The 17117-nt window shown below is 40.5% G+C and carries 12 protein-coding genes and 4 pseudogenes; 2 read left to right on the top strand and 14 right to left on the bottom strand.

All coding sequences use genetic code 11. The annotated features are described in order from the left end of the window. Window positions 1-709: 709 nt before the first annotated feature. The 5 genes and pseudogenes from BUC01_RS23915 to BUC01_RS26030 form a co-directional block, all read right to left on the bottom strand. Window positions 710-1864, bottom strand: a complete 1155-nt coding sequence (locus tag BUC01_RS23915; protein ID WP_025835424.1) for a Wadjet anti-phage system protein JetD domain-containing protein — start codon at window positions 1862-1864, stop codon at window positions 710-712. Next, on the bottom strand, window positions 1861-5256 hold the full coding sequence (locus BUC01_RS23910) for an ATP-binding protein (RefSeq protein WP_073315122.1): 3396 nt from the start codon (window positions 5254-5256) through the stop codon (window positions 1861-1863). The genes BUC01_RS23915 and BUC01_RS23910 overlap by 4 nt, the downstream gene beginning before the upstream one ends. Further along, window positions 5231-5815, bottom strand: a complete 585-nt coding sequence (locus tag BUC01_RS23905; protein WP_007855929.1) for a DUF4194 domain-containing protein — start codon at window positions 5813-5815, stop codon at window positions 5231-5233. Before BUC01_RS23905 ends, BUC01_RS23910 begins: the two co-directional genes overlap by 26 nt. Next, entirely contained in the window at window positions 5812-7260 is a 1449-nt protein-coding gene (locus tag BUC01_RS23900) for a DUF3375 domain-containing protein (RefSeq protein WP_025835422.1), read from the bottom strand. The genes BUC01_RS23905 and BUC01_RS23900 overlap by 4 nt, the downstream gene beginning before the upstream one ends. A gap of 59 nt (window positions 7261-7319) precedes the next feature. Further along, window positions 7320-7528 (bottom strand): annotated as a pseudogene (locus tag BUC01_RS26030) (helix-turn-helix domain-containing protein). Window positions 7529-8035: 507 nt separating this feature from the next. Between BUC01_RS26030 and BUC01_RS26260 the strand changes: the two are divergent. Continuing rightward, window positions 8036-8164, top strand: a pseudogene (locus BUC01_RS26260) (IS4 family transposase); the annotation flags it as partial. A 34-nt stretch (window positions 8165-8198) separates the two neighbouring features. Here the strand turns inward: BUC01_RS26260 and BUC01_RS26025 are convergent. The 5 genes and pseudogenes from BUC01_RS26025 to BUC01_RS26015 all read right to left on the bottom strand — a co-directional run. Further along, window positions 8199-8630 carry a hypothetical protein gene (locus BUC01_RS26025; protein ID WP_243462759.1) on the bottom strand — a complete coding sequence of 144 codons (432 nt, stop codon included), beginning with the start codon at window positions 8628-8630 and terminating at the stop codon, window positions 8199-8201. A 30-nt stretch (window positions 8631-8660) separates the two neighbouring features. Then, window positions 8661-9035, bottom strand: a complete 375-nt coding sequence (locus BUC01_RS26020; RefSeq protein ID WP_243462758.1) for a hypothetical protein — start codon at window positions 9033-9035, stop codon at window positions 8661-8663. 38 nt (window positions 9036-9073) lie between these two features. After that, a complete protein-coding gene (locus tag BUC01_RS23885) occupies window positions 9074-9652 on the bottom strand; it encodes an RloB family protein (protein WP_073315120.1) in 579 nt (192 codons plus the stop codon). A 12-nt stretch (window positions 9653-9664) separates the two neighbouring features. Continuing rightward, window positions 9665-10873 carry an AAA family ATPase gene (locus BUC01_RS23880; RefSeq protein WP_025835419.1) on the bottom strand — a complete coding sequence of 403 codons (1209 nt, stop codon included), beginning with the start codon at window positions 10871-10873 and terminating at the stop codon, window positions 9665-9667. A gap of 581 nt (window positions 10874-11454) precedes the next feature. Then, window positions 11455-11541, bottom strand: a pseudogene (locus BUC01_RS26015) (metallophosphatase); the annotation flags it as partial. A 710-nt stretch (window positions 11542-12251) separates the two neighbouring features. On the opposite strand from BUC01_RS26015, the pseudogene BUC01_RS23870 reads away from it, so the two are divergent. Then, window positions 12252-13467 (top strand): annotated as a pseudogene (locus BUC01_RS23870) (IS256 family transposase). A 95-nt stretch (window positions 13468-13562) separates the two neighbouring features. On the opposite strand, the gene BUC01_RS23865 reads toward BUC01_RS23870, so the two are convergent. The 4 genes from BUC01_RS23865 to BUC01_RS23855 form a co-directional block, all read right to left on the bottom strand. Then, window positions 13563-13928 (bottom strand): hypothetical protein, encoded by a 366-nt coding sequence (locus BUC01_RS23865; protein WP_243462757.1) that lies wholly within the window; start codon window positions 13926-13928, stop codon window positions 13563-13565. 504 nt (window positions 13929-14432) lie between these two features. Next, window positions 14433-15053, bottom strand: coding sequence for an ATP-binding protein (locus BUC01_RS26010; RefSeq protein ID WP_243462756.1), 621 nt, complete (start codon window positions 15051-15053; stop codon window positions 14433-14435). 20 nt (window positions 15054-15073) lie between these two features. Next, window positions 15074-15781 carry an AlbA family DNA-binding domain-containing protein gene (locus tag BUC01_RS26005; RefSeq protein ID WP_243462755.1) on the bottom strand — a complete coding sequence of 236 codons (708 nt, stop codon included), beginning with the start codon at window positions 15779-15781 and terminating at the stop codon, window positions 15074-15076. Between the two features lie 177 nt (window positions 15782-15958). Then, window positions 15959-16273, bottom strand: a complete 315-nt coding sequence (locus tag BUC01_RS23855; RefSeq protein ID WP_025835415.1) for a hypothetical protein — start codon at window positions 16271-16273, stop codon at window positions 15959-15961. Window positions 16274-17117 lie beyond the last annotated feature (844 nt).

Here is a 17117-nt window from a genome sequence, read left to right as displayed (position 1 = left end):
CATAAAATCTGATTTTTACAAAGTTAATACATAAATAAAAAAACTACGAGAGAAACACCGTAGTTTTCTATTTACACAATCAGATGGATAGTCTCCGGACATCGTTTGGCCATCAAAGTCAAATTGAATGACCTTCAGTACAATATGGATATTACCCGCATTCTACACCCGACAGACAAAGACTTAGCGAAGATGGAAAGACATAAGAAAGAATATTATCTGTTATTAAAGATGCTGGCAGATTGAAGTTTTAAGACAATCAAAATTTAACTCAACTTAGTGGCATGAACCTACAAAAACAAAAGATGTAAGGTTTAACCGAGATGATGGAAATCATATATCTATCATGCCACATATGGTAAATCAAAAAAATGAGAAAAGATTGCTTCTAAACGACTCAGAAGACTTGTAAAAACGCAAGTTTGACATATTATGTACATCTATTTTGGTAATAACTAAGCTTTTGAATGGTAAGCTGTAATAGTCAAGACTTGTTCAGAAAGATGGCCTTTCATTTCAACGTTTCGCTTACTGCAATCAATCTCGCCAAGGGCACTTGCAAAAGAATGAAAATCAAATATTCGGTTTCTTCATGCAAGTCGGTAACACACAATGCCAATATGCTTGAACGGCGTGTTCGCCATTCAAGCAGACACGACATTAATTGACAAAATTTTCAAAGAACTACTTTTATTTACCGCAGAACCGCTTAGACTTGGCTAATTTTTAACGAACTATTGAATATATTTTCAATACATTTTTGCGGAATTTTCTCTTGCTCTAGACGTAGGTTGCGAGACTTGATATGATTATACAGTGTGGCTTCCGCAGGGGTAAGATGGAGAGGCTTTGATACATTGCTTGGAGTGCCTTTGTCGCCTTCAAAATAGGTGTCAAAGGTAGCGCGATCCATCAAAAGGCTTTGCGTCTGGGGAAAATAACTGCGGAACTGCGAGAGAATTTCGAAGCCCTGTACATCAATGTCGCCCCAATAGTATAGGGAAGCGTGCCGCATGAATGGGACAGACTTGAGGATGCCAACGGTGAATCCATGCCCCCAAATCAGCAGACTTCCTGCCAACTTGGGAAAAGTCAGGAAGTTGACTTTATTCTCCACCACAAACACCTTCTGCACAGGCAACGATAACGCACAGAACTGACTCTGAGGCATCGTCAGATCGTCTACACCAGAAAAGTATTCACTCGCAATCGATGCTTCCAACACACGAATGCGCACCCATGGCTCATCGTATCGCAATCCAAAGCGCTTTTCGAACTCCTTCTCATCCGAACAGACATGCTCTACAATGACAATATCCAGCAACTCACGAAGCACTCCCTTATTGCGCTCAATGAACTTGGTGTGCACCTCAATAGGCAATTCACGAATGTACAACTCAGGACAAGGATTCGCCACAAAATAGCGCAAAACTTTCAACAAATCAGGCCAAGAGGAAGCATTCTCGATCACCTTAAGTGGATAGCGTTCCACCCATGGACGAAGCTGCGGAAACTCATTAAACAACATCGCCACATCCTTGCGAAACTGTGACACTTCACCACCCTTCAGCAAGAAGCGCTCAACGTCCGATGCACTCCTGAACAACACACGCTCAGGCAGATCCTGTTCGCCCAATGCTTTCGTTTTCACTGTTTTCCACTCAATCGTGTAACCAAAGCCCTTCACCTCTTTCGATTGCGAACGGATGTCTGCCAGTTCGTGCTGATACTCATCCATCGATGCGCTCGCTTTCTTATCGCAAGGAATCACAATTGGTTCAAACTCAGAGCCAGCGACCACTGAACGCAAATAATCCACATACTTGCGTTCTGTCTTCTTACGTATTTCTGCTGCCGTTATCATACCTCCATACTCCTTTCACGTTCTGCCTTAAACTCACTGATAGGCATATTATAGAGTACAGAACGATCGCCCTTGCGCTCCACATAATGCACATACGAAATATCGTTCTCCACGATGTGGATGTTGTCACTCGGAGTCACCACGAGCAACTGCAGGTGGAGCTGTTTGCAGAGCGAAATCAGATAGCGAGCCTTGTCCTCGTCCTGTGCGCGAAAAGCCTCATCTATGGCAATGAAGCGGAACGAAGAGTCGAGTCCGTTCTTAGTCAAGCCAAACTGATAAGCGATAGCTGACCCCAGGATGGTATATGTCAATTGCGCCTTCTCGCCACCTGACAGCTGTCCCATAGCCTCGTAGGTGTTACGCTTCTGATCATCGTCTTGATAAAACTCCTCCGCCTTATATGTGTACCATCCACGCACATCCATCACCAACTTTCGCCATGATTCGTCTTGTAAACGAGACATCAGCGGTTCGATATGCTGTTCAAAATGAATCCTGCTGCCATCGATTGTCGAATTCATCTCATGGATGTTCGGGATTGCACTGCTCAGAAGGTCTTGGAACTCCTTCAAATCCACGTTCAATCGTTTGGCTGCGACCAACTGGATATACGTCTTTGGAGCATCCTTGAAATCGATGCCCACAAGATACGAATTCAATTGGTCGATGGTCTTGGTGATAGACTGGCGCCAGTTCTGGAAGAACATATTGAATGCACTGACCTTGTTGATGATATTCTCCTGTAAATACTTGTTAAAGCGCGATTCAAACCCAGGCAGATCTTCGTCCAGCAATCGTTGGTAATAGGTCTGATATTCGCCCACAAACTCCACGGCTTCGGGCAAACGGTTCACGTCCGAACGCCAATCGCGATACTTCGCGGTAATTTCCTCAGTGGGATTCTTGAAGCGATAAATCAGGTTCTTCAAATCGCCACTCTTGCTACCCTTCGTCTCACGTTGTTTCCGCAAAGCGGAATTGATGTCACTCTGTAACGTGTCACGCATTTTGTCCAAACCCACCAATGCCACATTCAGTAAATCTGTGTGTTGCGACTCAAAAGCATCGGTATCAACAACGCCTATTTGAGCCAAAGCCAAAGCACAATCATTGCTCTGTTTCTTGAGTATATTCTCACGATTTTCCAATAATGCTTTGTTACCGATAGCTTCATTAAACTTCTCCTCAAATGCACCAAGTTCCTTTCTCACCCTCTCCAATTGCCCCTGCAACATCTTCACCTTATCATTGGTCTCCTCCAGTTGTCGCTTCTGTTCTTCCTTTTGCTGAATGACGAGTGCACACGACCACCAGTCGATATCATCAAACTTATCGTATTTATCAAACAGCTTCGAGTAGGTTTCTCGCTTCTCCTGAGCATTCTTTGTATCTGCCTCTATACGACGGACTTTGGTTGCCACCTCCTTTTCATCCTGCTGCAACTGGCGTACTTCCGCCTGTAGCATGGCAATCTTCTCCTTATTGTCCCAGCCCAACACATAGTGTTCCTTGCCTCGTGTCTCTGGTCGGTCGTCTTTCTCATGCTTACCACCTCTCGCCTTTATCAGTCCCTCTTTCGTTACTGCTTTCTCTTGCAGATAGTTGAAGTCCGCAAGCGAATCAACACAACTATAGTTGAACTCAGCAAATAACCTATCCTCAAGCCAATCCAAATACAAGCACTTTGGCTTGTATTCAACCTTACGGAGCAACGAATCCACCTTCAATGTCCTATCCTCAAACTCACGAAGAGGCTCTGTGCCCTCGTATCGCTGATACACGATGCGTCCTCGCAGATTATGACCATTCACATACTCATTCACCTGCTTGTAATACTTCTCTGGCACCACCAATCTCAATGCAAAATTGTGCAGAATACGCTCGATGGCATACTCCCAATCGCACTCAATATCCTTCACACGTATCAGTTCACCGATGAATGGAATCTCTTCGGCGGTTGCACCAACAGCCTCCAGTATCTCATCACGAATCTCAGCCACACGACCAGAGATATTGTTCTTATGCTGCTGCAGATAGCGTATAGTATCCACTCGCTCTGATATCGTGCAGTTGATTTCATCCTGACGGTTTTGTGCCTGACGCTTCTCTTCCATGAGTTGCCTGTCAATCTTTACCTGCAGAGCATCTTTCTCGTGTTTGGCGGTCGCACGATTGGCATCGAATACCTCTGCATCAGGACTTTGTGTCAGCTCCACCGTCTTTGCCAGCTTATCGTATTCTTCGGCTTTGGCCTTGCGGTTATCACGCATCTTCACCTTCTGATTGATTTCCTTCTCAATCTCACGTATCTGCTGACCCACCTCGTCCTTCTCAATAGCCACCGACAAGCGCGTCTGCTCTTGTTCCAGCTCACTCTTCTTCACCTTTAACGCCTTCAACTCATCTTCCAGTTTTCTCAAGTTGCTCTTGCAGCGCGCCAACTCCTCGTTGCACAAATCCACCGTTCGCGCAGCAAACCAATAGGCCACCACACTCTTCTCTTGCTCCAATTCAGCTATGCGCGTGTCTATCGCCATCAGTTCCTTTGCCAATGTATTGATAGGTTCCAGTTGGGCAATCTGCTCTTTCACCTTATCGATATTGGTTTTCGCCTCCATCAGATTTTGGAAGTTGTCCTTTAGTTCCTGGTACTTTTCCTCAGCCGGCACTTCCTCGAGCATATTCATACGGATGAAACTGTCCAGATCGTCCAACACTTTCACGCCCACTATCTGATTGAAGAGTGTAAGCGCCTTGTCCGAACGCATTCCGAAGAGGGCTATCATCTTCTCGCCATACGCAACCGGGCCGTCAAATAACTCTATCTTGCGTCTTGTGTCGTTCGTATTGTATTTCTTCGTCAGTCGTTTGCGCCAGTCGCCATGCAGGTCAAACTCCGAAAAGTCGCGCTTTATAGTCAGCGGTTCGCGAGCTATGCCAAACAACACCTTCAGTTCCTCGCCAGTGTAGTAGCGCACCTGAAACAGCGTCACCACACGTTTGTCCACATTGCAGAACGATGCAAGAAGTACCGAACGTGCCCCTTTGTCTCGCAATCTAAGCGTGGTAGTGCTCGCTGCACCCTCCTGCTGCTGATTGCCATAGTTGCCAAAGAAGTACGACTCCTCTGTACGGTTGCCCTTCTTCTCCACACCCGATGATTGGTTGTAGAATCGTTGGCGCTTCAGTGGCACCAGCAGCGTGAGCAGAGCATCTACCAGCGTACTCTTGCCCGATGCGTTGGCACCGGTCAGCAGCGAGTTATTGCCCTGCGTATTCATGCAGTACACCTTTTGGTCAAATGTACCCCAGTTCCACACTTCCAAATAGTCAAGCTTGAAGCCTGCCACTTCCGGACTGGTATTAAAGAGATTCATCTGCTGCATCATAGTCGTTCAGTTTGTTTTTGAATTCCAATAGATCGTCCAGTGTCACCTTCTCCTTGATGATGCGATGTATTTTATAGCGTTTCTCGCCCTCAGCATGCTTTGCTTCCACAAGGAAACCAAAGCTGACGATGCTGTCGATATAGCGGTCAAGGTCTTTCTCAAACTTGGCACGATTGAAGGTGGTGGGCAGGAACAGTTCCGCCTCTTCCTTTATTTCAGTGGCGGTTACATACTTGTACGAAGCCTGCGACTCTGTTGGATTGCTGTCGAAGTCTTCGAGTATCTGCCTCAACACGATGAGTATCACCGACACCTCAAAACCATACAACCTTCTCGACGTCATGTTCAACGTTTTGTCATCGTCCAATTTCAGTTGCTTGACAAAGGCAAAACCCTCATCCTTTTTCACGATGAGTTCCAGCCCCATCACGCTGATATAGTCCAGTATCTCGCTCTGGTAGTCGAGTACATCATTCCACACTACATCGTCTTTCTCTACGATGCCTTTCAGAAGTTTCACCACAGCCCTGCTGTATGGTTGTATATTTGTTGCGTTCATCGTGTTATTATGATTTCGGGAATTGATATCGTTTTGTTTTCTGCAAAAACAATATATTGCTGGCGCTCTTCGTTTACCACAGTCTTATATTCCTTCAGCACGCCAATGTATCCAAACACTTCCGACAGACCTTTCTCCACACCCTCGTTCCATTCTATCACCTCTGCCAGTGTCGTCTGCTGTGTGTCGTACAGCACCTTGTTAATGCGGTCTCTCAGCACCTGACGATCGATGTGATACGGATTGTAGAGTTTGCCTATGCGCTCCAAGTCGTCCAGACTCAGTTCAGCCATATCAGGCTTATCCTTATACACAGTCTCTTTTATAGGAGTCAGAGTCAGAGGGCGCTCGACTGGCAGATTGATATCGATAGTTTCATATTCAAGCGAAGCTTCTGGTTTCTCTTTCTGTTTGGTGGCTTCGATGAGCAGTTTCTTTATATCGTTAATCACCTGCTTTGTCACCTCTGCATTCATCTGTCCGTTCTGGCGAATGATGCGACTCAGTTTCTCGCTCATGCGATCGTTGGTTTTCGCCACCTTCTCGCCTGCGTCAAACAGATGCTTTTTCATTTCCCTAAGAAACATGTCATGCGCATCAATGCCTCTATTCTCCAGTGTTTCATAGAGTGCACCAGTCAACTCGTCCCATTCTTTCTGCAGATCGGCCGAGAGCAGGAATTCCCAGAATGCATAGAAACTCTTGCCTTGTTGCGATTGTTTCAGTTCGCCATACGCATCAAAGATGTAGTTCAGCAATACTTTCTTCTCCGCATTGTCTGTCTGGCGCTCATATATCTCTTTGATAATCCCCTTGAAGTTGTCATCCACCTCCTTGAAATCGCTAAGCAGCTCCTTAGCCAGTTTATTCAAGCTATTGTATCGTGGTTCTATCTGGTAGTCCTCATACACCTCGACCTCTTCGCCCATCTCCAGTCGCTGAATCTGATGCTCTATCTCCATTTTTTTGGCTCGGAGCAGTTCCAGTCGCTTCTCGCGGTCCTCGTTCGAGTATTCCACCAATTCCTTCAGTTGGGCAAACAGCGTCTTGAACTTCGATTCCGTACCGATGTAATCCTCTTTTTTCAAGCTCACCACCCAATCCATCAGTTTGCTTGTGTGCGACGAAATCTCGTATATCACCTCTCCCTCTTCGTTCTGATAGTTGGTCAAGAATCCCTTGTCTGTCCAGTCTTTGATGAGTCGTTTTGCTTTCTGTTCGTTCGACTCCCCTAGTCTTGTCATTTCAAGATTATCCTCCACCAACGCATTTTCCTGCTCATCCAGTCGGTTCTCCAGTAGCATGTGCAAGCGTTCCTGCATTATAGCCGACTGTCCCTCAAACGCCTCAATGACAAAAGACAAGAAGAAATCCACACTTCTTGATTTTATGAGTCGTACGCTTGGTGACTCTCGTAATATTTGTGTTATTTCTTCTACTTGCATGAATGTTATTCGAAGTTATTTTGTTTGAAATCCATCAGTATATTTCTTATATGTTATTGTCACATCTTTGAAGGATAAATGAGCACCTCTTCTTCCCCTACTTCTAGCACCTTTGCTATCTGAAATAGAGTCTCGAGGCTGGATTATGCTGCATTCGTGCACCATTTTGATACTGTAGCAGGATCTAAGGTAATTGTTCTACAAGCCACTTGTTTGTGCGCTTCTTCTCTGCCAACATTCCTTTGATGCGATTTATGTCCTTATCCATGACTATGCATTACATATTATTTAGGGCAAAAATATTAGGTGACTATATACTATCTTACAGCAAAATCCTCTATACACGATTATACGATTTATAGAAGGTTTATATTTTCTATATCCTACCGCTTAACAAGGATTCACACTTTAAGGCAATATATAGTTACCATATTTTATATGTTTCTCAATTGTGTGGCAAAATTACAAAATATTACTGAAAAACGATAAGTTCAGTGATAAAAAGAAAAGATCATGCGCTAAATTCTATGACTTCATTCTTCAGCCTTCTCTATTTACAAGCTTTATTTATTATGTGTTTAACAGCAAGCCTTCCTCAACTACCGAAAAATCTGTATAGACATATTTGATTAGGAGGAAACGCCAGCATTAGGAAAACTTCTTCATAAACCTTACCACTTCCGATATCGTACAAAAGTCAAACTTACCGGTTCTTATCATATAGAATTGCAGAAATATAAATATAGCGTGCCTTATTTAGTATGTAGACTAGTAAAGTACATACGAAGTACTACAAATATTGAGTATCTCATTGACAGATAAAACTCATCTGAGAGACCTCTTTGATAAAACTAAATTTCAAAATGACAAAGAACGATTCGGAGCAATTTTAATGGGACACTAGTGATCCTAAAACTTAAAACATATATACCAAACCCTTATTTTTCTAATTTAAATTGAGCCTCTTTCTCTTTAATAAGCAATAAAGAAATATCAAATAAGACCTTTATAGTACTATTTAATTCAAGCGAAAAATCTTTAATCGAAGTGGTCATCTTATCAACATCATCATAGTATGAAATAATTTTTTTATCTAATCGTTCCGGTTCCATGTTAACATCCTTAATCTCTTGCAGAAATAACTTTTTCTTTTCTATATCTACCGCTTGTTTACTTAATTCCAATAAGATATTTTTTCGATGCATATTATTCTCTTTTATTTGAATATCATATCTGTTTTGATTAACACGTTCTATAAAAGAGAGTTCTTGATCCAGTAAATCCGATAGTCCAATACGTGCTTTAATCCAGCATTCTTCATAAGTCTTTTCTAAATTTGTTTTTTGGCGTTGTACATCAACTTCAAACACATATCTATACTGCAAATCTGTTGCATAGATTCAACCTTTCATTTGACATATTTCTGATTTAGATAATGATATATTCTGATGGTCAAGACCAACAGTAATTCCCATAGCATCTACTATATTAAGTAAAGCCAAATTATTTTTTAGACAGTTATTATAATCATCCAACTTTTTAATATTTTGTTGACGAATTAACAGTTTTTCTTGTTGTAGAATAGCTTTCTCACTATTTCTATTACTATAAATAATAGCAAGATAACCTACTACAACAGCAAAAATTCCACTACTATAACTTCCCCCAAAATTTAACCACGAGTCATTTGAAAGATTTGTTTTAATAACATTACCATATGCCAACAACGTATTAATGATAAATGCAATAGCAATTCCACTAATTATGATTCCCAAAACAACATATAAATATTTTTTTCATCAATTCATATTTATTACAACGATTCACTAACTTTTTTAATCGCCTTATAAATCTCACTATAAGAATCTCTACCTTTATATTTTTCGGCCAGTTCACATGCTTTATCCATTTTTGAGCCTGTAAGTATTTCTTTAACCCATTTATCCTTCTCAAGGTATTTCCGAGTTTTATCATATGTTGGCAGATATTGCTTTAATGCTCTTTCTGTTGCTGCTGAATCTTGAAAATGTCGACATGTATCTTCAAAATGTAGTAAAAACCAATATTCTATTGACTGTAAGCTATCACAAAGAATCACATTAGCATTATTTTCATATTTCTTTTTGAGCGATACCATTTTTTTATTCTCTGCATCAGAACGCCTGCTAACATCAGCATCAAAAACACATATTACAAAGACATCTTCATCCAGAAGTTCCTTTATTTTCTTTTCTATTTTCTCAATACTATTGTTTTCAAATAAACGAGGAGAAATAGAGTATCTATAACCAAGTATTTTTTTCAAATGACTGAAATAGAATAATTCAGTCAAACCCTCACCGACGATATGAATAATCTGTCTGGTCGCTGTATTTTTTCTTGCTTTTCTCATAAAAATACACGATTATAGATTAGGAACTGCACCGAATTTACCGAACTTATATGCCTTTTGGAAAGAACTGATCCTATTCAATCCCTTGAAGTCTGTCAGAGGATACAGTACACTTGAACCATCCAGATTCTTTTCAGTAAACCAAACATTATCTTTTCTAAGCAAATCTTCCTCTCCTAACAGTCCATCATAATGCGTAGTGAGCAACAACTGTGCCTGTTCTGATTCTTTTAGAAAACGTTCAATGATGTATTCTATCAATTTTGGATGAAGAGAAGATTCAATCTCGTCAACTGCGAGAAAAGCATCTTTTTCAAGAATCTTTTGTACTTGAGCAGCCAAGCCAAATGTACGAATAGTACCATCCGATTCAAACAGTTCCGAGAACTCATAATAATCATTGTTACCATACTCAGATGAAACTTTATGCTGATACATAGTATAATTAATCGGCCCTTTATGCGTTTCTTGTTCTTTGGAAGTAATATTTGAAATATTAAAATCTGCTTCCTGCAGATATCTCAAAATATAATCTTTTGCTGACTCATTCTTGATTGATTCTTCGGCATAACGACTTAAAGATGATGCAGGTACAATAGCCGGCATAACCTGATTGGTTAGATACTGAAGAACCTTCTCTAGTTCTACAATATGTGTATTCACCTGCATATAGGCAGCAAAAACTGACATATTATGCAAACACTTCAATGTTATTTCCTCTTTGACAGCTTGCGACATCTTGATTTTCTGTCCAAATTTAATAACAGATACGTTATTCTCAGTATTTCTTTCAAATATAGTAGCAGGCTGTTGACTTGGATAATAAATTAAACTTTCCTTTGCTACGTGCCATCTATCTAAAGCTACTGAATAGATATAACAAACAGCTTTCTCCTCATTCTTCAAATAGAACGAAATCGAATATTCAGATAACTGCCTTGAACTTGTTTTATTCAGGAGAAACGGGACTACTTGAATTTGTTCTGCCTTATTAAGTGGAGTATAAGTAATGAATGACTTGATAAAATCACAAACCTTAATAATATTACTCTTACCCGAAGCATTTGCTCCATAAATAACAGCCACTTTCAATAGTCTCACACCGCCACCCAATTCAACAACATGATATGATTCCATATCCTTACTTCTATCAGCTTCAAAACTTAATATAGCTTCGTCTCTAAATGAGAACATGTTCTTAAATCTAATTTCTGCTATCATACAATTTGTTTTTCCACAAATATATAACTAAATATCCATATCTACAAATAAGATTCACCTATTTGCATTATTTCTACAAATATCACAAACTAATATCTATTCTATTAAATTTATTATAACCTTAGGCAATATCAATCATTAAAAAATCTTGGATCACAACAAGGAAAAGGTAAGTATACCTACAGAAGAAACCATGAAGATGACTATCTATGTACAGAAGCAGAAATAAGACGTATGTTTGCTGATGCTAATCACCACAGGGATTCTAATGTAAGGTGGACACACCGTATCTATCCGGACAGAATGTGGAAAGCAAACCTCTATCATTTCTATATAAAAGTATATAATAGATTGATACAGGTTTTACCACGTCCTATTATGATAAAAGATGGTATACGACAAGAAGAAACACCTGCTCATGTGCTATACGAGAAGCACTAATAAATTGTATAATTCGGCGCTATAGAATATTTTGTGTAAATGGAAAATACGGGATTCAAATTATGAACCAATTTATGCTTATATTTGAAAACAGAATCTAGATATAAGAGAACTTACAAGTAAATCCTGTTTCCATTTACACAAAACTCCAGACAGTGTCTATTTCCGTGATAAAAGTGGGTATCAGATGTAAAGAACACCTTGCTGCCATCAAATTTATAATTTATTTCTCAATTTATGTGCATCACTGCACGTTAATAATCAAGTTATCAATCACCCATCAAACGGAAATGACAGAGAAGTATCACAAAAGTAACTGCCATAAATGGGTATAAAACAAAATAGTTGAAAAGTTTGCTAAATACTCTCCAGCCATTCAGTCTCTATTCTAAATCAAAGTATAGTAAAATGTACTTTATTATGTTCGCTGGAAAGTATTTACAATACGAGGTTCAATACCGGAGACATGAACATTCAACACACATTCCGAGCGATTACCCTGAATTGTGGTGATTGATAGTATGCCCATCCAAATTCTCTGCATTGTTAGTTTTATGTTATTTCAAAATCAGTGCAAAATTAGTAAATAAATTCCATATACCGCATGACAGAACAAGAAACTGAGTCTATATGAATATAGATATTATATCAGTGAAGATATAATGAAGATATAATTTAGCAGGGTTCATTACTATAAACTATGTAACTCAAGAAGGATGTTCTTACTCTTCCTTTTCAAATTCTTCCGAAGCATTTGCTATCAACGCCTTTCCTATTTCCATCTGTATGAATTTAGGCAATCGAAACAATTTTGCCATAAGCTGGTTATAAGTGAACTCGACTTTGGTATACAGTATAGATTCTTCTTTAATGGAGGATGTAATTTAAACTGTGTCAGCAAGGAATAAAATATTAACTTTGCTAACACAGTTTTTTTATGAAAGAAGAATTTGATTTTGAAAGTATCAAGAACAAGGCAATAGAGCAGCTGAAAGCGGGTAAGCCTTTGTTAGGTAAGGATGGTGCTTTTGCCCCCTTATTGGAAAGTATCTTGAATGCAGCATTGGAAGGTGAAATGGATGCCCATCTTACAGATGAAGAACGTCAGTTGGGGAATCGTCGTAATGGTAAAATGCAGAAGCAAGTCCAGACTCCATTGGGTGAAGTCACAGTGTCTCCCCCTCGTGACCGTAATTCAAGTTTTGAGCCTCAGTTTATAAAGAAACGTGAGACCATCCTGGCGGAGGGCGTAGCAGACCGTATCATCGGACTTTATACCCTTGGTAACAGCACACGCGAGATCAGTGACTGGATGGAGGAAAATCTCGGCAACCGTGTCTCTGCCGAAACGATTAGTTCCATAACCGACCGTGTTCTTCCAAAAATAAAGGCTTGGCGTTCCCGTACCCTTGATGCTGTCTATCCGATAGTCTAGATGGACGCAATCCATTATAAAGTCACTGACGAGAGAGGGTGTGCCGTTACCCGCGCAATCTATAACGTCTTAGGTGTCGACAAGGAAGGGCACAAGGATTTGCTTGGCATGTATATCTCTAAAAAATGAGGGAGCCAATTTCTGGTTAAACGTACTGACGGACTTGCAGAACCGTGGAGTTCATGATATCCTTATTGCTTGCGTTGATGGTCTGAAAGGCTTTCCGGATGCCATCCAAAGTGTTTTCCCGAACACAACAGTACAACTTTGCATCATCCACCAGATACGTAGCTCCATTAAATATGTCGGTAGCAAGCATCAGAAGGAATTCCTCAAAGACTTGAAACGGGTTTATGGTGCGGTAAGTAAAGAAGCAGCTGAAACGGAACTTTTTAATCTGAATGGGAAATGGGGAGAAAAATATCCTATCGTCATCAAGTCATGGCAGGACAACTGGGAAAAACTTACTGAATACTTCCAGTTCACATCGGATATACGCCGTATGATTTATACCACAAATACAGTTGAGGGCTATCATCGCCAAATACGGAAAGTGACAAAAAACAAGGGCGTGTTCCCTAACGACACCGCCCTTGAAAAACTGGTTTACCTCGCTTACCGCAATATACGTAAGAAATGGACCATGCCACTGGCTAACTGGGGAGCCATTGCACAACAACTGGCGATAAAATTTGGAGATAGGTTTAAATTGTTGTAATTTTACGCTCGTCGGGACGGGTGGTCCCGCCCCTTGGCGCTGACCGATCCCCGACCGATGAGATTGAATGAGAATAGAGCATGACACAGTTTAATTTACACAACCTCTTTAATGTGCACATCGATTTTCTCAACAACCTCAGAGTCTTCCATAAAGTCAGAAAAGTCCGGTTCTTCAAACCAATTTATCATGTCATCCTCATTGATTCTAAGACGAATATAATCGCCACAACCATCTACCTCTGGAATTAAACCGTTAGGAACATAATCTGCAATTTTACATATTGTCTTTTTGTCTTTGTCAAGTAAGAAATAGGTCCCACTATCACATACCTTGGCTTGCAAATACAAACTGCCATATTCGGGCTTCGAATTCAGAAGTTTATGAGTTTTCAAATTGATTATTCCTGACCATACCCCTTTAGAAACCAATGGATACTCGTTTTCATATAGTTCACCCATCCATGTATCAGTATAACTACACATTTCCTCATTATATGGAAAGTAGATCATAAGGCTCCGCTTATCTAAATCTTTTGATTAGGAGTGCTAAAAAATCAAATTCCTGCGATAACCACCAAATTATTGCAAGGATTTTTTACGTTTTTCAGCCTATTGTCGGAAATCTTTGTGGACGTAAAATCGACTTTTGCGGCCCTAGACAAACGATGGAAAATCCGGTGCTTTTACATAACGGGTATATTTGCCTGCACCATCTTTCTGTATAATCCCTGTATTTTCCATCTTTGAAATCAAGCCTCTAATTTATTTTTCGGACAACATGTCTTGAAATACCTTTTTGAAAAGAGAACGATTTATATAACCATTTTTATGAAAACAGTCTGAAACCAACTTGAGATAATTCATATTCATTCCTTTCAATCTTTCAGCAGACTCATTCCGATACTCCTCGGACAAGCGATGAGAGCCGTTTTCGTAACCGATAAGGTTTTCTTCCAACAATTTTCATAAAATCTTTTCATCAAGCCCCTCGTAATCCCTCATTGCCATTTTGTACAAAGCCAGCAATTCAAAGACATTCAGTTGCTCGGCGGCAGCTCTATTATCCTGTACCTTCCTGACAAAAATAACAAAGGCCGTATCAAGTATAGGAGCTTTGAACGTGAGACTTACCTGATACGAGTCTGTTCCCGAATAGTCAGGCAGTGCTTTCCCTTCCATAATACAGTTGTAGAACATTTTATCCACTCCCTGACCGGAACGCTCCACCAATCCTGCCTTCTGCAATATCTCGCTCATCAGTTTACTGCGCGGAACGCTGTTCACTGTCAAAATGTTGTTCATATCCACTCCGGACCGAAAACCACCAGCATTGGTAATGGTTATACTATCGGGATATTGCTTGATGACGACATTGCTCTGAATCAACATTGAGCGGTGGCAGCAAGCATTCAATATCGCCTCTCTGATTGCCTCCTTGTTGAAAGATGGTATATCGAATATATAAGAGCCGTCATTGTAATGCAGAAGCGGATTGCTGGCAGGCTGGTTGATGTAATCCCATACCTTGTCAATCGCTATGAATAACGGCAACTGAAATTCTTTGCGAGCGGTATATTGTATCATCGAGTGATACATCCTGAACTCTACAACGATATTGTTCTGAGGGAGATATTTCCGTATGGCTTCGGATTTCCCAAACAGAATAAGTGCCGCATAGCATAATTCAATTTCCCGTCCTTCAACAAATCCAAATCAGATAGCACTTGTTCGTCGGGATAGTTTTGAAACAACGGATTTTCCTGCTTTCGCGCATATTGGGTTTTCATTTCTGCTATGGCCTCCTTATCCAAATCCTCTATAGTAAGCCCCTCGCATATCTTGGCTGAAAAATCCGGTTCCTGTTCAGACAATATCCTGAAAATCTCGGCATCGGACATTGCCCGCAGGCTTTCCCCTGTACGCATAAGAGGTACGCCCTCAAATCTCAACAACCTACCTACGGGACGAGATGGAACAGATAGTACAAGCAGACGCTTACCGTCTTCGTAAAGTTCGGTAGCTTCTATCCTTATTCCTAATCTTTCGTAGATTTCATCTGTGAGTTCTCCCACTTCTTTTTCTGCAAAATCCGAACCGACAACCGCATGGGGCATATGATCTACCATTCCTAATACCGATCGTCCACCCTTTTCATTCGCGAAGGCAACAATACACCCCAATACACACCGCCGCCTGTCTTTTAGATCAACGTGTTTTCCTCCGGCAAACGGGTAATTATGCTTTGCCTCTTTAAATTCTATATGGTCTTCGCTTTCGCGTAGCTTCTGTAATTCTGCAATCGTAATCTCCAACAAGGTAAATCCAACCCCAAAAGATACAAATGGCTATTCCGATAGAAACGAAAATTGTGCAACACAATTTTATGTCAGTAACACATGACAATGTAAAATAAAAGGGGAATCCGCGCTAATAAAAAGGGATCTGCACGGAAGAGAACCCGACCGAAGCCGGCTCCTACACTCCTACGCTTAATCCGTTAGATCAAAGAAATAACTTAGCTCTTCATCTTTCAGATTCTCCATCGCATATTGGTCGGTCTGTTCCCAAAGGGTATTGTAGAGTTCCGCGAACTCCGATCTTTTTTCGTGGTATTGCCATATCTTATGGTTAAGCACCAATACCAGTTCGGTTAGAAATTCGTAATCTTCTTTCCACTCTTTGAAAGCACGATTGAACGTGTCCTGAATAGCTGAAAGGCCAAATCGCTCTGCTATCGAAAAATCTTCCCAAAACGTTGTTTTTACTTCGTAACCGTTTTCTTTCATAAATTCTCTGAATGTCATAATGCTTAAATTTTAAGATTGTTTTTTTGTTTTTCCCTCTTGTAGCATCTACTACTTTCGGGCTTGATTTAATTATGTCGTCTAAAAAGGTGTCATGGCTCCTTATGCAAGGTTTCACGGCTAAATACGACCTCTGTGAAGCAGAAGGTGGAGATTTGGCTGTGAACCCAAGGCTATGACCTTGCAGACAAGAGAGACATGACAAGCACCTTTGCGACACAATTCACATCAGGTAGCCCGAAAGGGATATGCGGAATAATGGAGGAAGTAAGAAGAAGGCTAAAACAGGGAAAGGTAAAACCGAGGATATGCCGCCAAAGCACATAGCCCAAACAACGACTGGTGAAAAGAGACAGAGCTGAAAGGACAAAGTAATGTCTCCTTTAACAATTTTGCTGGCCAAAAGAAAAATAGGTATGGCTTTGGGAGCTTATAAAAGCCGTTTAGTTTAGAACTTGAAGAGATATACAAAAAACAGACTAAACTTTATTATATTTGCAGTGTGCTTCGAATATCATCGTATGATGAGAACGGGATTGTTTTTCTTTCCGAGGGACAAAAAAATTGGCCTAAAAAACATCAAGGGATAGACCTTATATTTGCTCTTTTTATCTTTTGGACAGCAAATTTTTGTCCCCTGTTTGTCCCCCGAAGCATTTCATAAAAACATAATATATTAAATATCAATTTATTACAAGTAAAAAATAATACAAAACATTTTCTGCATCGGAAGTGGAGGTGTGTCGTTTTGAAGTGACCCCCGAAAGTTGGACAAAAAACTTTCGGGGTTTATTTATGTCAAGACATCACACATTAGCAGAAAAGCAAGAAATCCTCCGTCTTC

Origin of the sequence: Bacteroides stercorirosoris (assembly GCF_900142015.1) — a bacterium.
Lineage (GTDB): Bacteria > Bacteroidota > Bacteroidia > Bacteroidales > Bacteroidaceae > Bacteroides > Bacteroides stercorirosoris.
This window is presented reverse-complemented; position numbering and strand designations above follow the sequence as displayed.

What these genes read in the sequence shown, in the direction of transcription:
- BUC01_RS23915 (WP_025835424.1), bottom strand. Translation starts at nt 1,864, where the DNA reads ATGATAACGGCAGCAGAAATACGTAAGAAGACAGAACGCAAGTATGTG.
- BUC01_RS23910 (WP_073315122.1), bottom strand. Translation starts at nt 5,256, where the DNA reads ATGATGCAGCAGATGAATCTCTTTAATACCAGTCCGGAAGTGGCAGGC.
- BUC01_RS23905 (WP_007855929.1), bottom strand. Translation starts at nt 5,815, where the DNA reads ATGAACGCAACAAATATACAACCATACAGCAGGGCTGTGGTGAAACTT.
- BUC01_RS23900 (WP_025835422.1), bottom strand. Translation starts at nt 7,260, where the DNA reads ATGCAAGTAGAAGAAATAACACAAATATTACGAGAGTCACCAAGCGTA.
- BUC01_RS23885 (WP_073315120.1), bottom strand. Translation starts at nt 9,652, where the DNA reads ATGAGAAAAGCAAGAAAAAATACAGCGACCAGACAGATTATTCATATC.
- BUC01_RS23880 (WP_025835419.1), bottom strand. Translation starts at nt 10,873, where the DNA reads ATGATAGCAGAAATTAGATTTAAGAACATGTTCTCATTTAGAGACGAA.
- BUC01_RS23865 (WP_243462757.1), bottom strand. Translation starts at nt 13,928, where the DNA reads ATGGGTGAACTATATGAAAACGAGTATCCATTGGTTTCTAAAGGGGTA.
- BUC01_RS26010 (WP_243462756.1), bottom strand. Translation starts at nt 15,053, where the DNA reads ATGATACAATATACCGCTCGCAAAGAATTTCAGTTGCCGTTATTCATA.
- BUC01_RS23855 (WP_025835415.1), bottom strand. Translation starts at nt 16,273, where the DNA reads ATGACATTCAGAGAATTTATGAAAGAAAACGGTTACGAAGTAAAAACA.